At 60.9% G+C, this 17,090-nt stretch carries 19 protein-coding genes; 7 read left to right on the forward strand and 12 right to left on the reverse strand.

Annotated features, from left to right (window positions below; genetic code table 11):
- Positions 1 to 40 precede the first annotated feature (40 nt).
- Positions 41 to 1,087: a methyltransferase domain-containing protein gene (locus tag AC1RQI_RS07400; RefSeq protein WP_481904232.1), complete on the forward strand. Its 1,047-nt coding sequence runs from the start codon at positions 41 to 43 to the stop codon at positions 1,085 to 1,087.
- Here the strand turns inward: AC1RQI_RS07400 and AC1RQI_RS07405 are convergent.
- The 8 genes from AC1RQI_RS07405 to AC1RQI_RS07440 all read right to left on the reverse strand — a co-directional run bounded on the left by AC1RQI_RS07405 (position 1,084) and on the right by AC1RQI_RS07440 (position 8,946).
- Positions 1,084 to 1,701, reverse strand: a complete 618-nt coding sequence (locus tag AC1RQI_RS07405; protein ID WP_416634100.1) for a DUF938 domain-containing protein — start codon at positions 1,699 to 1,701, stop codon at positions 1,084 to 1,086. The two genes, AC1RQI_RS07400 and AC1RQI_RS07405, sit on opposite strands and share 4 nt — an antisense overlap.
- Complete coding sequence (locus AC1RQI_RS07410; RefSeq protein ID WP_481904233.1) at positions 1,698 to 2,558, reverse strand: slipin family protein; 861 nt, start codon at positions 2,556 to 2,558, stop codon at positions 1,698 to 1,700. Before AC1RQI_RS07410 ends, AC1RQI_RS07405 begins: the two co-directional genes overlap by 4 nt.
- A gap of 4 nt (positions 2,559 to 2,562) precedes the next feature.
- Positions 2,563 to 4,026: an NfeD family protein gene (locus tag AC1RQI_RS07415; protein WP_481904234.1), complete on the reverse strand. Its 1,464-nt coding sequence runs from the start codon at positions 4,024 to 4,026 to the stop codon at positions 2,563 to 2,565.
- Between the two features lie 144 nt (positions 4,027 to 4,170).
- A complete protein-coding gene (locus AC1RQI_RS07420) occupies positions 4,171 to 4,935 on the reverse strand; it encodes an SDR family oxidoreductase (protein ID WP_416634097.1) in 765 nt (254 codons plus the stop codon).
- Between the two features lie 197 nt (positions 4,936 to 5,132).
- A complete protein-coding gene (locus tag AC1RQI_RS07425) occupies positions 5,133 to 5,825 on the reverse strand; it encodes a histidine phosphatase family protein (protein ID WP_481904235.1) in 693 nt (230 codons plus the stop codon).
- 10 nt (positions 5,826 to 5,835) lie between these two features.
- The gene (locus AC1RQI_RS07430) at positions 5,836 to 6,915 is read right to left on the reverse strand and encodes a phosphotransferase family protein (protein ID WP_481904236.1); all 1,080 of its coding nucleotides are present in this window, start codon (positions 6,913 to 6,915) and stop codon (positions 5,836 to 5,838) included.
- Entirely contained in the window at positions 6,912 to 7,724 is an 813-nt protein-coding gene (locus tag AC1RQI_RS07435; RefSeq protein WP_481904237.1) for an SDR family oxidoreductase, read from the reverse strand. The genes AC1RQI_RS07430 and AC1RQI_RS07435 overlap by 4 nt, the downstream gene beginning before the upstream one ends.
- A 16-nt stretch (positions 7,725 to 7,740) precedes the next feature.
- Complete coding sequence (locus AC1RQI_RS07440; protein ID WP_481904238.1) at positions 7,741 to 8,946, reverse strand: acyl-CoA dehydrogenase family protein; 1,206 nt, start codon at positions 8,944 to 8,946, stop codon at positions 7,741 to 7,743.
- 256 nt (positions 8,947 to 9,202) lie between these two features.
- Here AC1RQI_RS07440 and AC1RQI_RS07445 point away from each other — a divergent pair, with 256 nt between their 5' ends.
- Complete coding sequence (locus AC1RQI_RS07445; protein WP_481904239.1) at positions 9,203 to 10,132, forward strand: LysR family transcriptional regulator; 930 nt, start codon at positions 9,203 to 9,205, stop codon at positions 10,130 to 10,132.
- Here AC1RQI_RS07445 and AC1RQI_RS07450 read toward each other — a convergent pair.
- The 3 genes from AC1RQI_RS07450 to AC1RQI_RS07460 are packed head-to-tail and all read right to left on the reverse strand — an operon-like array spanning position 10,122 to position 12,279.
- Positions 10,122 to 10,475, reverse strand: a complete 354-nt coding sequence (locus AC1RQI_RS07450; protein ID WP_481904240.1) for a hypothetical protein — start codon at positions 10,473 to 10,475, stop codon at positions 10,122 to 10,124. The two genes, AC1RQI_RS07445 and AC1RQI_RS07450, sit on opposite strands and share 11 nt — an antisense overlap.
- Positions 10,475 to 11,239: an EAL domain-containing protein gene (locus AC1RQI_RS07455; RefSeq protein WP_481904241.1), complete on the reverse strand. Its 765-nt coding sequence runs from the start codon at positions 11,237 to 11,239 to the stop codon at positions 10,475 to 10,477. Before AC1RQI_RS07455 ends, AC1RQI_RS07450 begins: the two co-directional genes overlap by 1 nt.
- A 53-nt stretch (positions 11,240 to 11,292) precedes the next feature.
- Positions 11,293 to 12,279 (reverse strand): D-2-hydroxyacid dehydrogenase, encoded by a 987-nt coding sequence (locus AC1RQI_RS07460; RefSeq protein ID WP_481904242.1) that lies wholly within the window; start codon positions 12,277 to 12,279, stop codon positions 11,293 to 11,295.
- 188 nt (positions 12,280 to 12,467) lie between these two features.
- Between AC1RQI_RS07460 and AC1RQI_RS07465 the strand changes: the two genes are divergently transcribed.
- A complete protein-coding gene (locus AC1RQI_RS07465; RefSeq protein ID WP_416634088.1) occupies positions 12,468 to 13,697 on the forward strand; it encodes a pyridoxal phosphate-dependent aminotransferase in 1,230 nt (409 codons plus the stop codon).
- Positions 13,698 to 13,717: 20 nt separating this feature from the next.
- Positions 13,718 to 14,302, forward strand: a complete 585-nt coding sequence (locus AC1RQI_RS07470) for a YceB family lipoprotein (protein WP_481904243.1) — start codon at positions 13,718 to 13,720, stop codon at positions 14,300 to 14,302.
- Positions 14,303 to 14,309: 7 nt separating this feature from the next.
- On the opposite strand, the gene AC1RQI_RS07475 is transcribed toward AC1RQI_RS07470, so the two are convergent.
- Positions 14,310 to 14,708 carry an acyl-CoA thioesterase gene (locus AC1RQI_RS07475; RefSeq protein WP_416634086.1) on the reverse strand — a complete coding sequence of 133 codons (399 nt, stop codon included), beginning with the start codon at positions 14,706 to 14,708 and terminating at the stop codon, positions 14,310 to 14,312.
- Between the two features lie 111 nt (positions 14,709 to 14,819).
- On the opposite strand from AC1RQI_RS07475, the gene AC1RQI_RS07480 reads away from it, so the two are divergent.
- From AC1RQI_RS07480 to AC1RQI_RS07490, 3 genes are all read left to right on the forward strand, one after another.
- The gene (locus AC1RQI_RS07480; protein ID WP_481904244.1) at positions 14,820 to 15,317 is read left to right on the forward strand and encodes a TspO/MBR family protein; all 498 of its coding nucleotides are present in this window, start codon (positions 14,820 to 14,822) and stop codon (positions 15,315 to 15,317) included.
- 86 nt (positions 15,318 to 15,403) lie between these two features.
- Positions 15,404 to 16,597 carry a multidrug effflux MFS transporter gene (locus AC1RQI_RS07485; protein ID WP_481904245.1) on the forward strand — a complete coding sequence of 398 codons (1,194 nt, stop codon included), beginning with the start codon at positions 15,404 to 15,406 and terminating at the stop codon, positions 16,595 to 16,597.
- Positions 16,594 to 17,043 (forward strand): YaiI/YqxD family protein, encoded by a 450-nt coding sequence (locus tag AC1RQI_RS07490; RefSeq protein WP_481904246.1) that lies wholly within the window; start codon positions 16,594 to 16,596, stop codon positions 17,041 to 17,043. Before AC1RQI_RS07485 ends, AC1RQI_RS07490 begins: the two co-directional genes overlap by 4 nt.
- The last annotated feature ends 47 nt before the right edge of the window (positions 17,044 to 17,090 follow it).

The raw sequence follows: 17,090 nt of genomic DNA on the forward strand, positions 1-17,090 counted from the left end.
TCACACTGATCATTCACAGACAACAATGGCGAAACGCATTATGAGAGAAGACGTGCAGGATTACTACGGTCGCCAGCTTCAGGGAACACAGGACCTGCAGACCAACGCCTGCTGTGACCAGGCGCCACCGGAATGGCTCAAGCCCATCCTCGCCAGCCTCCATGACGAGGTCGTCTCCCATTACTATGGCTGTGGCCTGGTCGCGCCGCAGCTGCTGGAAGGCGCGCGCATCCTGGATCTTGGCAGCGGCAGTGGCCGCGACTGCTATGTGCTGTCCAGGCTGGTCGGAGAACACGGCGACGTGGTGGGCGTGGACATGACCCCGGAACAACTGGCCATCGCCCGCCGGCACCAGGACTTCCACCGACAGGCCTTTGGTTACACCCACTCCAACGTCCGTTTCCTGGAAGGGTATATCGAGCAACTGGATGAGCTGGATCTGCCCGATGACCACTTCGACATTGTCATTTCCAACTGCGTCATCAACCTGAGCCCGGACAAGGAGAAGGTTCTCTCGGAAGTGCTGCGGGTACTCAAACCCGGCGGCGAATTCTACTTCTCAGACGTCTACGCCGACCGCCGCATTCCAGCTCACCTGCGCGAGGACCCCGTCCTATACGGCGAGTGCCTTGCGGGCGCGCTTTACTGGAACGACTTCGAGAATCTCGCGCGGCATGTTGGCTTCACGGACCCGCGCCTGGTCGAGGACCGACCACTAACCATCGAGAATGAAGCTATTGAGGCCCGGCTCGCTCCAGCGCGCTTTTTCTCCGCCACCTACCGGCTGTTCAAGCTGCCCGCGCTGGAACCCCACTGCGAGGATTACGGCCAGGCCGTGGTGTACCAGGGCACGATCCCCGGTGAGGAAGCGGTTTTCCGGCTGGACAAGCACCACCACATCGAACGCGGACGGGTTTTCCCGGTGTGCGGTAACACCTGGATGATGCTGGCGGATACGCGCTTCGCCGATCATTTCCGGTTTGTTGGCGATTTCAGCACCCACTTCGGCATTTTCCAGGGGTGCGGCACCACACTGCCTTTTGATGATCCCGACTCGAGCGATGAAGCGGGTGGCGGCTGCTGCTAAGCGCCACCGCCACGTACCAGCCTAAGGAGCTGGTTATTCGCCGGCATACGGAAATGCTCCTCAGCTTCAAAGCCATAGTCCGCGGCCAGCGCACTGAACACCGCCCGGTCCTTGATGCCGCTGGCCGGGTCCCTCTGCTGGAGCCAGGCATCCAGGTCCGCATTGCCCTCGCTGGTATAGGCGCCCCCTTCGTTGAAGGGGCCATAGATCAGCAGGTCCCCGCCCTGGCGCAGATGCCTGGCACTGATGGCCAGAAGCCCGCGCACAATCCGCCAGGACACGAAGTGAACCGTGTTGGCGGTGAACACCGCATCGAAGGTCTCGCCCAGGTAAGCCCCGGGATCCAGCGCATCCACCTCCACCGGTGGCCGCAGGTTGCGCAGCCCGGCCTCTCGCCGCCACTGCCTGATTCCGTAAAGGTTTTCAGCAATATCCGAAGGCTGCCATTCAAGATGGGGCAGATGGCGCGCCATATAGACCGCGTGCTGGCCAGTCCCACTACCCAGCTCCAGCACCCGGGCCGGCTGGGTCAGGATTTCGCCCAGAACTTCCCGGATGGGTTCCTGATTGCGCTCACAAGCCGGTGCAAATGGTTTCTCCGATGCCACGGTCATGCTTTACTGCCCTCCTCCCCGGTGCCAAGAACACTGCTGGTATCCGGGAATTCCGAGGATGAGTGCTCGGCCGGCTCCTCATCGTCCCCGTCCCCGGGGTCCGAGGTCTCCATTCCACCCACTGTCTTCTTGAGATCCCGCAGCAGATCCACCGGGAAAACAATGGTATTGGTCTTATCATTCGAAATTTCAGTCAGGGTTTGCAGATAGCGCAACTGCAGCGCTTCGGAGCGCTTGGACAGGGTACGCGCCGCCTCAAGCAGGCGCTTGGAGGCTTCATGCTCCCCTTCGGCATGGATGATCTTGGCCCGCCGCGAACGCTCAGCCTCGGCCTGGCGGGCAATCACCCGGATCATGGAATCATCCAGATCCACATGCTTGATCTCGACGTTCGAAACCTTGATCCCCCAGGCATCGGTCTGGGCGTCCAGGATTTCCTGAATGTCATTGTTGAGCTCATCCCGGGATGCCAGCATATTGTCCAGATCGTGCTTGCCCAATACGGACCGCAAGGTTGTCTGCGCCAGCTGGCTGGTTGCGGCGTAGAAATTTTCCACATTAATGACGGCATTCTGCGGATCCATAACCCGAAAATACAGAACCGCGTTAACCTTAACCGAGACATTATCCCGCGAGATCACGTCCTGGGACGGCACATCCAGCACAATCGTACGCAGGTCCACGCGCACCATCTGCTGGATGAAAGGAATCACGATGATCAGCCCTGGCCCTTTCACCTTCTGGAAACGCCCCAGCAGGAAGATCACCCCTCTTTCATACTCCCGCAGGATCCGGAACATACTCACCAGTAGACTGATGATGATCAGTACTATGGCTATGGTGAAATACCCCATCATTTGGCTAGCCCTCCAACCTGACTGTCAGTTTAAGTCCTTCCACTTGCTTGATAAGCACAACATCCCCTTCCCGGACCGGGTCCGGCGATTGCGCCTGCCAGATCTCACCCAGCACCCGCACACGGCCGTGGCCGTTCCCATCAAAATCACGGGTCGCCACCGCGGTGCTGCCCTCCATTCCTTCCCAGCCACTGACCACGGCCTTGCGCGTTGACTGCAAGGCCATGCGCAACACCAGAACCATGATCACCACGGTAGTCACCGCGAGGGCGGCGATCACCGGCATGGCAATCTGATAGCCGGGCAAATCAGTATCCATCAGCATAATGGAGCCAACCACAAACGCCACGGCACCCCCGCCACCCAGTATCCCGAAACTGGGCGAGACCGCCTCGACCACCATGAGCCCGATCCCAAGCAGAATCAACGCCAGCCCCACATAGCTGATCGGCAGCATCTGCAAGGCGTAGAGCCCGACCAGCAGGCAAATGGCGCCCACGACGCCGGGCACACCCATACCTGGGTTATAGAACTCAAGGATCAGACCATAGATGCCGACCAGCATGAGGATGTAGGCCACACTCGGATCCGTAATCACGCTGAGGAACTCGGTGCGCCAATCCTTATCAATGCGGCCAATACGGTGCTCGGCCAGCGTCAGCGTCTGCATGGCGCCATCCACGTCCACCTCCATGCCATCCGCCTGGGCCAGCATCGCACCCAGGTTATCCGCACGGATGTCGATCACGTTCTTCGCCAGCGCCTTACTCGAAGGCAGGTTCACCGCCTCCCGTACCGCCTGTTCCGCCCAGTCCGCATTGCGCCCACGCAGTTCCGCCAGACCGCGGATATAGGCCACGGCGTCGTTCACCACCTTCTTTTCCATGGCGCTGGCGTCACCGCTTCCATCACCAGTCGCCAGGTCTTGTCCGCTGTGTTCCGGGTCCGCCTCCGGCGCGTCGCCCGTCTGATCGTCACTGACGCTGGGTTCCGCGTTATTACTGGACTGGAGACTGAACGGAGAACCACCTCCTTCCCCCTGGTCGCCTCCACCCATCTGCACCGGCGTCGCCGACCCCAGGTTGGTGGCCGGCGCCATGGCCGCCACATGGGACGCGTAGAGAAGATAGGTTCCGGCACTCGCGGCACGAGCCCCGCGCGGGGAAACATAGGTGGCCACGGGGACACTGGAGGACAGAATCCCCTGGATCATGTCCCGCATGGACCGGTCCAGCCCTCCTGGGGTGTCCAGCTCCACCACCAGCAGATCCGCCCCCTGGGCTTCCACATCCGCCAGTGTGCGCAGGAACCAGTCCGACACCGCCGGCCCGATTGCCCCCTCAATCGTCATGACGCGCACATCCGCGCTCGCACTGGCCTCCGCCCGCTCCTCCTGAGCCTGAACGGTCAGCATAAAAGCACCGGCAAACAGCAGGAACAGTGAAACCGCACGCACCAGTCGTTGCATTGAAAGACTTCCCAGAGAACCGATTCTTCAATGCAAGATGGTGGATTTCAGAGGGTTTGGCAAGAGGCCGCAGAAGCTTGGCCTGCGCGGCAGGACACCGGGACCCGCCGCAACAGTGCGCGCTCCTGCGGTTACGGGAAGGCGTTAAACGGTGAGATAACCGCCATCCACGTTCAGGCAGGTACCCGTGGTGTAGCTGGCCGCATCCGAGACCAGATACAGCACCGCCCCCGCCATCTCACTCGGCTCGGCGATGCGCTTCTGTGGAATGTGCGCCAGCGCCTGTTGCTTGATGGAATCATTCGTGGTCAACGCACTGGCGAACTTCGTATCGGTCAGACCCGGCAGCAGGGCATTCACGCGTACGCCCTTGGTTCCCAGCTCGGTGGCGAAGGACTTGGTCATCTGGATCACTGCCGCCTTCGAGATGGAATAGATCCCCTGGTAATGCCCCGGAATCACACCATTCACGGACGCCACGTTGACGATCGACCCGCCGCCGTTGTTCTTCATCAGGTTCACACCCTTGCTGGTCATGAAGAAATAACCCCGGATGTTCACGTCCACCGTCTTGTTGAAGGCCTCTTCATCGGTATCCTCAATGGGCCCGAAATACGGATTCGCCGCCGCATTATTCACGAGGATATCCAGCCGCCCATAACGGTCCTCAATATCCGCGAAGATGGCCTCAATCTGCTCCATCTCCCCAATATGGCACGCAATGGCCTCAGCCTTGCCGCCCTCGTCCCGGATCGCCTGGGCAACCGCCTCACAGCCATCAATCTTGCGGCTGGAGACAATCACCTGCGCCCCCTGCTTCGCCAGCAGCTTGGCAACCTCCTCGCCGATACCACGGCTGGCACCGGTTACCAGGGCAATGCGGCCCGTCAGGTCAAACAGATCACTCATTTCAAAATCCTTGTTTTCTCGGTTGTCATCAATTGCGAATTCGTGGCGTTCAATCGAGGGAAATCGGGCACTGCTAAGCGGGAAGTTCTGGAGCCATGGATGGCGGAAGAGCAGCCTACATGGACGTACTCGTGGCGATTCCCGATTAGCAGTGCCCGATTTCCCTCCGGCAGCTCCGTCTCAGTCCGGAGACGCCCTCAACGATAGGTCACCAGCCGAGGATCCTCCCCCTCCAGATGCCCAAAACTGTTGAACACCGCCAGTGACCGCCGATCCCCACTGAACAGCACCCGCGACACGCTCGCATTCGCCAGCACCTCATTCAGCCGGAACGCCCGCGTGTCATCCAGATCCAGAAGCGACTGGGCCACCACGCTGATCGGGCCGCCCGAGGTCACCACGAACACATGCTTCGCATCCCCGGCCTCGTGGATCACCGCCTCGAATCCCGCCAGTACCCTCTTCTTAAAGGACCGCCAGGATTCCGGGTAATCCCCCTCGTGCTCCCCACCAATCCACCGACGGATCGCCTCACTGAACGCATGCTGGAACGCTTTGCGCGGGTCCGACTCCTTGGCCAGCTCCCGGGCCATGTGTTCGGGATCCCCCCAGCCAGGCCGGTAGGCATCCAGAACCGCCCGATGGTCGAACTCATTAAGCCCGGGATGAACCGCCGCATCCGGCAGCCCGTCACCGAACCCTTCTGCCATTGCCTCAATGGTCTCGCGATGTCGGCGCAGTTCACCACCAACGAGCCGATCCGGCTGCGTGTGCCGACCGACCCAGCGCCCCAGAACACGCCCCTGCTCCCAGCCTCTCTCCGAAAGCCGATCGTAGTCCGAGGCCCCAAAGCTCGCCTGACCGTGACGGATCAGATGCAGTGTCGCCATCCACCCGCTCCTAGAGACTGCTCTGGTCGATCAGCCGCTTACAGCGCTGTTCCAGGTAATTCGCCGCCTGGCCGAAGCCCGCAAAGCGCTTATCCTGGGTCTGGCCATGGTAGTAGCGGTAGTAGATCTGCTGGACGATCCCCGCCAGCCGGAATAATCCGTAGACCTCGTAGAAATCGAAGTTGTCGGCATGGAAGCCGGAGCGCTCCATGTAATAGGCGACCACTTCGTCCCGGGTCATCATGCCGGGCCGATGCGTGGGCTGGCGCCGCAGCATCTGGAAGAACTGGTCGTCATCCGCCTGTACCCAGTAGGCCAGGCTGTTGCCCAGATCCATCAACGGGTCGCCAAGCGTCGCCATCTCCCAGTCCAGGATGCCGATCACCTCAAAGGGGTTGTCCGGGTTCAGGACCACGTTGTCGAAACGGAAATCATTGTGGATGACACAGGTGGCCACATCCTCTGGCATCTTCTCCTGCAGCCAGGTCATAACCGGCTCGAAATCACTCACATCCTCGGTTCTCGCCTTGCGGAAACGATCACTCCAGCCATCAATCTGGCGTTTCACATAGCCAGTCCCCTTGCCAATCTGGTCGAGCCCGGCGGCCTGGTAATCCACCCGGTGCAGGTCCACCAGTTTATCCACCACGTTGTGGCACAGCTTGCGGGTGTCGGCCTCGCTGAGTTCGAACCCCTCCGGGAAATCCTGGCGCAGGATGATGCCCTTGAGCCGCTCCATCACATAGAACTCATCCCCGAGCACATCATGGTCGTCACAGATGGCAATAATATCCGGAACATAGGGGTAGACCGGCTTGAGCGCCCGCATGATGCGCGCTTCCCGCAGCATATCGTGGGCGGACTTGGCCTTATGGCCAAAAGGTGGGCGCCGCAGCACAAAAGAGCGCTCACCATAGTCGATCTGATAGGTGAGGTTGGAGGCGCCCCCCGGGTACTGGCGGATCACCGGCTCGCCCTCGAGTTCCGGCAGCTGCTGCTTCATGAAACGGTCCACCGCCGCCGGATCCAGTGCCTCGCCTTCACGGGTTTCTGTCGGCTGATCAATCAGGCTCATGGTCGCCTCGCTCACTTTTTCTGCATCTTTTTCATCCAGCGCTTGCTCTCCATTCCGAGCAGGAAATCAAAGGCCCTGGGGCTGGCGCGCTTAACGTACCAAAGACGGCGCTCTGTCTTGTGCGGCAGAACCCAGAAACTGCCCTTGCGTACCGCGCGGGCGATGTCTTCAGCCACGTCATCCGCGCTGACGCTGGAACGCTGCATCAGCTTATTCACGTTGTTCTGGATCCCCGGAATGCTGGAACGCATGCTCGAGGTCAGATTGGTCTGGAAGAACGCCGGGCAGACAACGCAAACGCTGACGCCAGTATCCAGGAATTCATGATTCATGGTTTCGGAGAGCGCGATCACGCCCGCCTTGGAAACGTTGTAGCTGCACATCAGAGGCGCCAGCATCAAACCGGCCATGGAAGCCACATTCACGATGGTGCCACTGCCCTGCTCCTTGAGCACCGGCGTGAACACCTTGCAGCCCCGGACCACGCCCATGACGTTGATGTCCATGATCCAGTCCCAGTCCGCAATGGTGGTATCCTCGATGGACCCCGCGGAGGCCACGCCCGCGTTGTTGACCACCACATCGACACCACCCCAGCGATCCAGCAGTTCGTCCTTCACTTTTTCAAAGTCGTTCAGGCGCCGCACATCACACTCGAGAAAGAGTCCCTCGCCACCCGCCTCGTTGATCGCGCCCTCTGTTTCCACGCCCTGTTCCGGCGTGATGTCGCCAATGCACACGCGCGCGCCCTGGCGGGCGTAATTCAGTGCCAATGCCCGGCCAAGGCCGCTGGCTCCGCCGGTGATGAATACCCGTTGGCTCATGTTCGTTCTTCCCCTGTTATCGATATTTGGCCAGTTCCAGCCTTGCCACCATGGCCCTGTGAACCTCGTCCGGACCGTCCGCAAGCCGCAGCGAGCGGGCCGCGCCGTACATGCCCGCCAGCTCGTGGTCGTCGCTCACGCCACCACCACCGTGCATCTGGATTGCCTGGTCCACAATAGTACACAGCATCTCCGGAACCGCGGCCTTGATCTGTGACACTTCGCTCAAAGCACCACCAATACCCTTGGTATCCAGAAGCCAGGCGGTCTTGAGCGTCAGCAGCCGTGCCTGCTCAATGTTCATCCGTGCCCGGGCGATGATGTCCGGATTGCCCCCCAACTTGGACAGGGGTTTGCCAAACGCCTCGCGTGAGTTGGCCCGGTGGATCATCTTTTCCAGGGCCCGCTCGGCCGCGCCAATGGCACGCATGCAGTGGTGGACCCGACCTGGCCCGAGCCGCCCCTGGGCAATCTCGAAGCCCGCTCCAGGGGCTTTGATGATGTGACTTTTCGGCAAACGGACATTGTCGAAGCTCACCTCGCCATGACCGGCGGGCGGATCCTCATCTCCGAAGACCTTCAGCATCCGTTCCACCTTCACGCCGGGGGTATCCTTGGGCACAACGACCATGGAATGACGCTGGTGCCGGTTGGCCTCTGGATCCGTCAGGCCCATGAAAATCAGGACCTCGCAGTTCGGGTGCCCAATGCCGGTGCTCCACCACTTACGGCCATTCAGCACCACCTCGTCGCCCTCAATCGTGGCAGTCGCCTCCATATTGGTGGCATCGGAAGAGGCCACGTCCGGCTCCGTCATGCAGAACGCCGAACGGATCTCCCCCTCCAGCAGCGGCTTGAGCCAGCGCTGCTGCTGTTCCTCTGAGCCGTAGTAATGCAGCACTTCCATGTTGCCGGTGTCCGGCGCATTGCAGTTGAAGATCTCCGGCGCAATAAAGCTGCGCCCGGTCTGCTCCGCGATCACCGCGTAGTCCGCGTTGCTCAGGCCGGCCCCATGATCGCTGTTGGGCAGGAACATGTTCCAAAGCCCCTGAGCCTTGGCCTTGGCCTTGAGCTCCTCGATCACCGGCAGTACCACCCAGGGATTGTCTCGACTGTACAGGTCGCGGAAATAATCCGGTTCTATGGGTTCGATCTCGTCCTTCATGAACCGGCAAACCCGGTTGTAGAAATCCTGGCCTTTTTCTGAGAGCTCAAAGTCCATTGGGGGACCTCCGCTTTGAATAAGGTTGCAATCTGGGGCGGCAGGAGGCGGGAGGGGCTTCCGGGAAGCTCGGTCGCCATGGAGGGCGACCCCGCAGCGTCCATGGATGGATTCATAGCGTTTCCCGGAAGCCCCTCCCGCCTCCTGCCGCAGAACCCGATCCTATAAAGCGAGTGTAGAAACCTGTACCGAATAAGGCTACTGAATTATCCTCATTGCACGTCATGCATCATACTAATACAGAGAGCCGCCCATCATGATTCCCGGTAACCGCCTGGACCTGAACCTCCTGACCGTCTTCATCACCATCTACCGGGAAGGCAGCCTGACCCGGGCCAGTGAGATCCTGCACCTGACCCAACCCGCCGTGAGCCACTCACTGGCCCGGCTCCGGGATCACTTCGACGATGCCCTGTTCCGCCGTCAGGGCAACCGCATGGTGCCCACCCCCATGGCGCAGCGCCTGGCCAGTTCCGTGCATCCCGCGCTCAGTGAGATCCATTCCGCCCTCAACGCTTTCCATGAATTCACGCCGGAGCAACAGGAACGGGTGTTCAACATCGCCCTTCGCGATGTCCTGGAGGCGACCTTCCTGCCGCCCCTGATGCGGGAAATGACGCAATACCCTGGCATTGAGATCGTCAGCCAACGGGTGCCCCGCCGCGAGATGGAACAGCAACTGGCTGCGGGCAAGCTGGATTTTGCGGTGGACGTACTGCTGCCGGTGAGCGAGCAAACAGCCCATGAGCGCCTGCACGAGGATCGGCTGGTGGTGGTGGCCCGGCGGGATTCCGACATGGCCCGTGAAACCATGACCCTGGAGCGCTACCTGGACGCCGGCCATGTCCTGGTGTCATCCCGGAGCGAGGGGCAGGGGCTTGAGGATTTCGCGCTGAGCGCGGGCGGGCACCGCCGGCGGATCGCGCTGCGCTGCCAGCATTATTTCGCCGCCTGCCGGGTGGCGGCCGAAACAGACCTTCTGGTAACCATGCCCGAGGCCTACGCGGGCATCATCAGCCAACACCTGGATGTTGTGCTGCTACCACCTCCCGAGGGCATGCCGGCAGTGGACGTACACCTTTACTGGCACCGTCAGTACGAACGCGAGCCAGCACTGGACTGGTTCCGGCAGCGTCTGCATGCCCTGCGGCACCAGCTTGACTCGGGAGCCACGTTTACTGGGTGACGAGCGCCAGGCCGCCGAACAGAATCCCCCCAGCCACGACCGTACTCAGAAGAACCACGGTGAACCCCCAGAGCAGGACCCGGGCTTCACTGACGGCCGGCACTGTCGCCCGGGCACTGCGATAGAAAGCCACCGTCCCCAGAATGGGACCTCCCAGGCCCATGAACAACAAACCGATCCCAAAACCAGCAAAAGTCCAGACGGCGATCAGACGCGCGCGCTCGAACACGCGTTCCTTCTCCCCCATGCGCTCCAGAAACAAACCCGCTCCGGCCCACATGAGTGCAAAGGTAAACCCCACCAGGGCCAGTCCGATAACGAAGATAATCACGCGATAGAACACTAGCTGTCACTCGGAATGTAGGGATCCGGCAAACGCTCGAAGCCCGGTTTGGCCAGCAGGAATCCCTGAAAATACCGGATCCCCACACTGCGGCACCAGTGATATTCGGCCTCCGTTTCAACACCTTCAGCGATGGTTTTGATGCCAAGGCGCTGGTTGGTAAGGATAATACCTTCAATTACAGCCTGCTTTCGAGGAGCCTGCTCTACATCCCGGATCAACGACATGTCCAGCTTCAGGTATTCGGGAGTGGTGTCGGTCAGCAGGTTCATCCGGGAATAGCCAGCCCCGTAATCATCCAGGCCGATGGCAAAGCCCATTTCCTCATAGGCATCAATGATACGGATCAGATGATCGGTGTCCGCCAGGCTCTCAACCTCTGTGAACTCGAAAACCAGCCGGCTTGTATCAAACTCATACTTCCGCGCCGCAGCCAGTGTGGTCTGGATGCAGGTTTCGGCCCGGTACACCGCGTTCGGCATGAAGTTGATGCACAGCCTGGACGCCATGCCAAGCCGCGAGGCAAGCGCCACCGCCTTGACCCGACAGGCCTGATCAAACCGGTACATGTTCTTGCGGGTAACGCGGGAAAGCACTTCGCCAGCGCCTTCGCCATTGATCCCCCGCACAAGCGCCTCGTTTGCCAGGATCATCCTGTTCCCGGCGTCCACAATAGGCTGGAATGCAAATGAGAAATCAAAGTCCAGACCCGCACCACAAGCGCAGTGATCGCAATGGGACTGATCAAAAAGTTCCTGTTCCATAAGCTGTCCAGATTCCGGGTTCGAAGCCTGCCATTAGCATGGCCCACGGATGACTACTGGTTGGGGACGTAGCCGCGTGCCTTATCCACCACATTAAAGAACGCACGCCCGGCCTGCCAGTTATCAAGGTTGTCAAAGAACTGGTCGGTCAGCGCTTTTTTCCATCCAATGAAGTCGCCCGCCATGTGCGCCGTCATAGTGACATTCTCCATGGCCCACAGAGGATGATCCGAAGGCAATGGCTCCTCCTCGAACACATCCAGCCCCGCGCCAGCAATTTCACCACCACGAAGCGCCTCCACCAGAGCCTCGGTATCCACGATGGGACCGCGCCCGATGTTGATCAAACGCGCTGTCGGTTTCATGGCCTGGAACGCCCGGGCATCAAAGAGCTTTTCCGTCGCCGGCGTCAACGGCGCCGCGATCACCACATAATCCGCCTGTCCCAGCTGCTCGGGCAGTGCCGCGTTGTCGTGAACCCGCTCAAAATCCGGGTCATCATCGCGGGCACGGCGTGCTACCCCGTGGGCCTCCATCCCCACGGCCGTCACCAACCGCGCGATCTGGCGCCCGATCGAGCCTGCCCCGACCACCAGAACGCGGGCGCCCTGGGCCCTTTCAGTATCCCGGTGCTGCCACTGATGAGCCATCTGCAAGCGGATTGAGCGCGGGAAGTCCTTGGCGAACATCAGGATGGTGCACAGCACGTATTCAGCAATACTGCGGTCAAAGATGCCTTGGGCATTCGTTACCGTCACCTCACTGTTCACCAGCTCCGGGAACATCAACGCATCAACACCGGCACTAGTGGCGTGGATCCATTCCAGGCTGTCCGCATGGGGCCAGGCCTCGCGTAACGCCTCGGTCCGGAAATCCGTCACCATCATGACGCGGGTACCAGGCAGGGTGTCGCGTAGCGTATCGGCATCCCAGGCAAAGCGCACTTCGGCCCGCTCGAACAACGGATCCAACCCGGGCGGACGCTGTTCATCCGGCGCTGTTAGGACAGTGATCACGGGACGTGTTTCGGTGCTGGCCATCATGCTCTCCTGCTTTTTGATGTCCTCTCAGGGTAGAGCCTGAGGCCGCGGAATGCCATGCTCAGGTGCGCCACAGAGGGATTTTTGCTAGGGATTTCCCCCTACCCAAGCTTGCTTTCCACCCCTATCTTGGCCATTGTGGACGATGACCGATTGTTTGAACTCATTGATGTATGGGAGAGCGGTTAATGGCTACGTCGGCAGGTAAAACTGTTCCCGCGAGCGCCCCCAAGCGTAAGCTGACCTATCGCAAGACCAAGGCTCGCTGGCATCCCTCAATGCAGGCGATCCCGGTGCCGGGGATCCGCCGCATGGTGAATATGGCCGCCGAGATGGACGATGTCATCCACCTGTCCATTGGCCAGCCGGACCTGCCAACGCCCAAGCACGTCACCGATGCCATGGTGGACTCACTCCACGCGGGCCAGACCGGCTATACCATGGATGCCGGGCTCCCGGAACTGCTGGTGGCCCTGCGCGATTATTACGGCAACCGTTACGGCCGCAAGCTTTCCACCGACAACATACTGGTAACCAGCGGCGCGACCGAGGCCATGTACCTGGCCCTTTCAGCAACAGCCGCGCCCGGACGCCAGTTCCTGGTTGTGGACCCGTCGTTCCTGCTGTACGCACCGCTGATCCGTATGAACGGGGGCGAGGTCAAGTTCATTCCCACGCGCCCGGAAAACGGCCACCAGCTGGATCCGGACGACATCATCAAGAACATCAGCATGCGCACCTTCGCGGTGGTACTGAACTCGCCCAACAACCCAACAGGGGCGGTGTATCCCAAGTCCACCATTGAGCGCATTGTGGAAGAATGTGCGTTCCGTGGCATCCAGGTGTTCAGCGACGAGGTCTACGACCACCTGATCCTGGACGACGAGGAATACTCCAGTGTACTCAGCTGTGGCACGGACCTGGACCACCTGATGTGCATATCCAGTTTCTCCAAGACCTACAGCATGGCCGGCTTGCGCGTGGGCTGGATCATTTCCAGTCAGGGCGCCATCAAGAAGCTGCGCCGCTACCACATGTTCACCACCTCGGTGGCGAGCACGCCTGCCCAGTTCGGTGGGGTAGCCGCTCTGGAGGGCGACCAGCAGAGTGTTCGCGACATGATTGAAATCTACCGCGAACGCCGTGACCTGATTACCGACCTGGTGAGCCAGACCCCCTACCTGACCGGTTACAAACCGGGTGGCGGCTTCTTCATTTTCCCGGATCTGCCAGACCACGTGGATGCCTCGGACCTGTGCCTGCGGATGCTCAAGGAAACCGGCGTCTGCACGGTCCCTGGTGACGCTTTTGGCGAACACTGCACCAATTCGATACGCTTCTCCTTTTCCGCTTCCAGTGAGCGTATTCAGGAAGCGTTCGAGCGCATCGTCCCGTGGATGAAGAAACAGAACCTCTAACCGATAACCGAAGGATTCCGATGAAACGGATTGCCAGAACCGCCCTTCTGGCACTGCTGCCGGTGTTCGCCGGCGGCTGTGCCAGCTTTACGCCGTACAGCGTGGATGAGTCCACCATCGAAAGCCACATCAGCGATCGGGTTGATACCTTTTCCCGGGACCTCAGTGATCGAGGGATCCCCGTGGTTCTGGAACTCACCAGCGCCGACGTCACCATTGGCCCCAAGAACCGGGATGTGGCGGTGGTGGATTTCGGGGCCCGTGCCGTGCTGCAGGCGCCACGCATCCCGATCAACCTGAATTTCAGTATTGAAGGAACACCGGTCTACGAGGCACAGGAAAAAGCGATCTATATCCGCGATCTGAAGGTGCTGTCCACCAATGTGGAAGCGGCCGGCAACGCGTTTGACCTGACCCCGGTCACCGGCACGCTTTCCGACATTGCTGCCCAGTTCCTCAATGAGCGGCCGGTGTACCAACTGGATGAGGAAGACTCGGGCGCCCGGCTGTTTGGCATGATGAACCTCAAGATTGAGGTCAAACCGGGCCGGCTTGCCCTCGTACCGGCGGGCTCAGGAAAAGGTGTTCAGCGCTCCATCCGGTAACCCAGGCTTAATCCCCTGCCACCAGGTTGGCCTCCAGTTGCGCCCTGATCGGGTCCGGTATCGGCGCTGACTGACCGGACGCATAATCGAAGTGAATCAGGACCGCTTCGCTACGGGCCACTTCCACCCCATCCTGGTGGGCCGTCTGGATGATCTGGACCGAAGACGTCCCGACGTGGCCGATACCGGTCTGGATCGCCACTGGCTCGCCCCAGTAACACTGGGCCTTGTAGTCGATCGCCACGCGGGCCACGATCAGGGGCCAGGACGCCAGCTCAAGGCTGGGATGAAAGATCCGGAAAATGGGCATACGCGCATGCTCGAACCAGGTGGGAAACGCGGTGTTGCTGATGTGACCGAGGCCATCGGTGTCACTGAAACGGGGCTCAATCTGATGGTGAAACATGCGGTACGCTCCTGACTGCATCTGTGACTGTGAGACCGGGTGAACTGATAGGCACGACGCTGCGTATCAGCACCAGCAATGCTGTGTAGCGACGACCCAGCCCGGAGAACCATGTCGAATCCATCCCTGACGCGCCAGTGCATCGGCCTTGTTGGCTGGTGCCTCCTGTTGCTTCTGGTCGCCGTCCTCGGGGCGGTCGCCTCGATCAATGCCGGCGCATTCTACCAGTCTCTGGCACAACCTGCTTGGGCGCCGCCGGCCGCCTTGTTCGGGCCCGCCTGGAGCACGCTCTATACCCTTATGGCGATGGCGGCCTGGCTGGTCTGGCGCCGCTGCGGCTTTGGCGGTGCCCCCATGGCGCTGGGACTGTTTATCATTCAACTACTGCCGAATGCCCTCTGGAGCTGGCTGTTCTTCGTCTGGCAGCTAGGCGCCCTGGCCTTTGCCACCATCCTCGTTCTCTGGACTCTGATCCTGGCGACCCTGATGCATTTCTGGCGGGTACACCGGGGCGCAGGCCTGCTGCTCCTGCCCTACCTGTTGTGGGTCAGCTTCGCCGTGGCGCTTAACCTCAGCGTCTGGCAGCTGAATCCTGAACTGCTCGGGTAAACTCCGTATTTTCACGTAATGAGCGTGCTAATCATCGCGCAGGCAACGATGGTAGTATAGGTACTTTTACGTTGGAGACGCCCTGCATGCCGCACCTGCAACTGGCCATTCTGTTGGGCATGACAGTTGCCCTGGGTCCCCTTGCGCTTGACGCCTATCTGCCCGCCTTTCCCCGGATTGCTGGCGACCTTGGCATTGCTAATGCGGACGTGGGACTGACCCTGAGTGCCTATGTGGCAACACTCGGTCTGGCCCAGTTGGTTGGCGGCCCGCTCTCCGACCGGTACGGGCGACAGCGGATCCTTTTTGCCGGACTCGCGGTGTTTGCCGGCTCCGCCCTGATGGTGGCCCAGGCCGGCTCCCTGGCGGAAATGCTTGCCTGGCGTGCCAGTCAGGGGATCGGGGGCGCGCTGTGCGCCGTCTCCGTGCCGGCGCTTGTCCGCGATCAGGCTCAGGGCAAGGACTCAGCGCGGCTGTTCGGCATGATCGGGCTGGTGATGTTCGTGGCACCGGCAGCGGCGCCCACCATCGGAACGCTCTTGCTGACCGTGAATGGCTGGCCCACCATCTTCATCATGCTGGCCTGCTATGCCGTGCTGCTGGCGCTGCTGCTGCACTTCGGGCTCTTCCGGCGGCTCACCCCACGGGAGCGGGATACCACGCCAGTGCGCACGCTGGCGACCAACTACCTGCTGGTTCTCAGACACCCCGCCACCATGCGTTTCATCGCACTGCAGGCACTGGCGTTCAGCGCCATGCTGGTGTTCATCACCAATGCCTCCTTCATCTACCAGGAATGGTTCGGACTCTCCAGCGGCCTGTTCTCGGCCCTGTTTGCGGCCAACATCGGCGCCATGGCCACATTCAACCTGGCCAACCGCTCTCTTCTGGGCCACTATGAGGCGGTGGTTCTGCTGAGGCTTTACGTCTTTATCCAGGCAGCCGCCATCACAGCCCTGGTGGCTTGCGCCCTTGCTGGCGCCCCCTACTGGGCAGTTGCGGCCTGCATCATACTGGCCACGGGTTGCATGGGAGGATTGATCCCCAACAACATGGCCAACGCACTGGAATTCTTCCCCAAACTGGGCGGCACCGCCTCGGCGCTGCTGGGCGCCTCCCAATTCACCATCGCTGGGCTGATCAGCGCTGGATCCGCAGCCTTGGCTGGTGGCTCACTGGTGGCGATTGTGCTGATCATGGCGGCCTGTTCAGCGGGTTCCGTGATGCTGGCCGCGGGCGCACCGTCAGCCGTGAAACACGCCAAGGAGGTAAGCGCATGACAATCTGGGTGGATGCCGATGCCTGCCCCGGCCCGATCCGGGACATTCTCTATCGGGCCGCAAGACGTACCGGCGTACGGGTGGTGCTCGTCGCCAACCGGCCAGTAGCCGCCCCGTCGCTGCCCAGCATCGAGCACATGCAGGTGCGCTCAGGGTTTGACGAAGCCGACAACGAGATTGTCCGCCAGATCGAGACCGGCGACCTGGTGATCACCGCAGATATCCCCCTGGCCGCCGAAGCCATGGAGAAAGGCGCGGAGGCGCTCAACCCCCGGGGCGAACGCTACACCAACGACAGCATCCGCAGTCGCCTGAACATGCGCGATTTCATGGATACGATGCGTGCCAGCGGCATCCAGAGTGGCGGCCCACCCCCGCTCGGGCAGAGGGAAAAACAGGCCTTTGGCAACCAGCTGGATCGATGGCTGCAACGCGCCCGAGGATGAGCGCCCGAGCTCGCGGACCGTTAGAATAAACCGCTACAGCGCCTGGC

The organism is Salicola sp. AFF1, assembly GCF_056783195.1.

Bases quoted from the DNA above. Each gene is read 5' to 3' on its own strand.
- AC1RQI_RS07400 (WP_481904232.1), top strand. From the start codon at position 41: ATGAGAGAAGACGTGCAGGATTACTACGGTCGCCAGCTTCAGGGAACA.
- AC1RQI_RS07405 (WP_416634100.1), bottom strand. From the start codon at position 1,701: ATGACCGTGGCATCGGAGAAACCATTTGCACCGGCTTGTGAGCGCAAT.
- AC1RQI_RS07410 (WP_481904233.1), bottom strand. From the start codon at position 2,558: ATGATGGGGTATTTCACCATAGCCATAGTACTGATCATCATCAGTCTA.
- AC1RQI_RS07415 (WP_481904234.1), bottom strand. From the start codon at position 4,026: ATGCAACGACTGGTGCGTGCGGTTTCACTGTTCCTGCTGTTTGCCGGT.
- AC1RQI_RS07420 (WP_416634097.1), bottom strand. From the start codon at position 4,935: ATGAGTGATCTGTTTGACCTGACGGGCCGCATTGCCCTGGTAACCGGT.
- AC1RQI_RS07425 (WP_481904235.1), bottom strand. From the start codon at position 5,825: ATGGCGACACTGCATCTGATCCGTCACGGTCAGGCGAGCTTTGGGGCC.
- AC1RQI_RS07435 (WP_481904237.1), bottom strand. From the start codon at position 7,724: ATGAGCCAACGGGTATTCATCACCGGCGGAGCCAGCGGCCTTGGCCGG.
- AC1RQI_RS07440 (WP_481904238.1), bottom strand. From the start codon at position 8,946: ATGGACTTTGAGCTCTCAGAAAAAGGCCAGGATTTCTACAACCGGGTT.
- AC1RQI_RS07445 (WP_481904239.1), top strand. From the start codon at position 9,203: ATGATTCCCGGTAACCGCCTGGACCTGAACCTCCTGACCGTCTTCATC.
- AC1RQI_RS07455 (WP_481904241.1), bottom strand. From the start codon at position 11,239: ATGGAACAGGAACTTTTTGATCAGTCCCATTGCGATCACTGCGCTTGT.
- AC1RQI_RS07460 (WP_481904242.1), bottom strand. From the start codon at position 12,279: ATGGCCAGCACCGAAACACGTCCCGTGATCACTGTCCTAACAGCGCCG.
- AC1RQI_RS07465 (WP_416634088.1), top strand. From the start codon at position 12,468: ATGGCTACGTCGGCAGGTAAAACTGTTCCCGCGAGCGCCCCCAAGCGT.
- AC1RQI_RS07470 (WP_481904243.1), top strand. From the start codon at position 13,718: ATGAAACGGATTGCCAGAACCGCCCTTCTGGCACTGCTGCCGGTGTTC.
- AC1RQI_RS07475 (WP_416634086.1), bottom strand. From the start codon at position 14,708: ATGTTTCACCATCAGATTGAGCCCCGTTTCAGTGACACCGATGGCCTC.
- AC1RQI_RS07480 (WP_481904244.1), top strand. From the start codon at position 14,820: ATGTCGAATCCATCCCTGACGCGCCAGTGCATCGGCCTTGTTGGCTGG.
- AC1RQI_RS07485 (WP_481904245.1), top strand. From the start codon at position 15,404: ATGCCGCACCTGCAACTGGCCATTCTGTTGGGCATGACAGTTGCCCTG.
- AC1RQI_RS07490 (WP_481904246.1), top strand. From the start codon at position 16,594: ATGACAATCTGGGTGGATGCCGATGCCTGCCCCGGCCCGATCCGGGAC.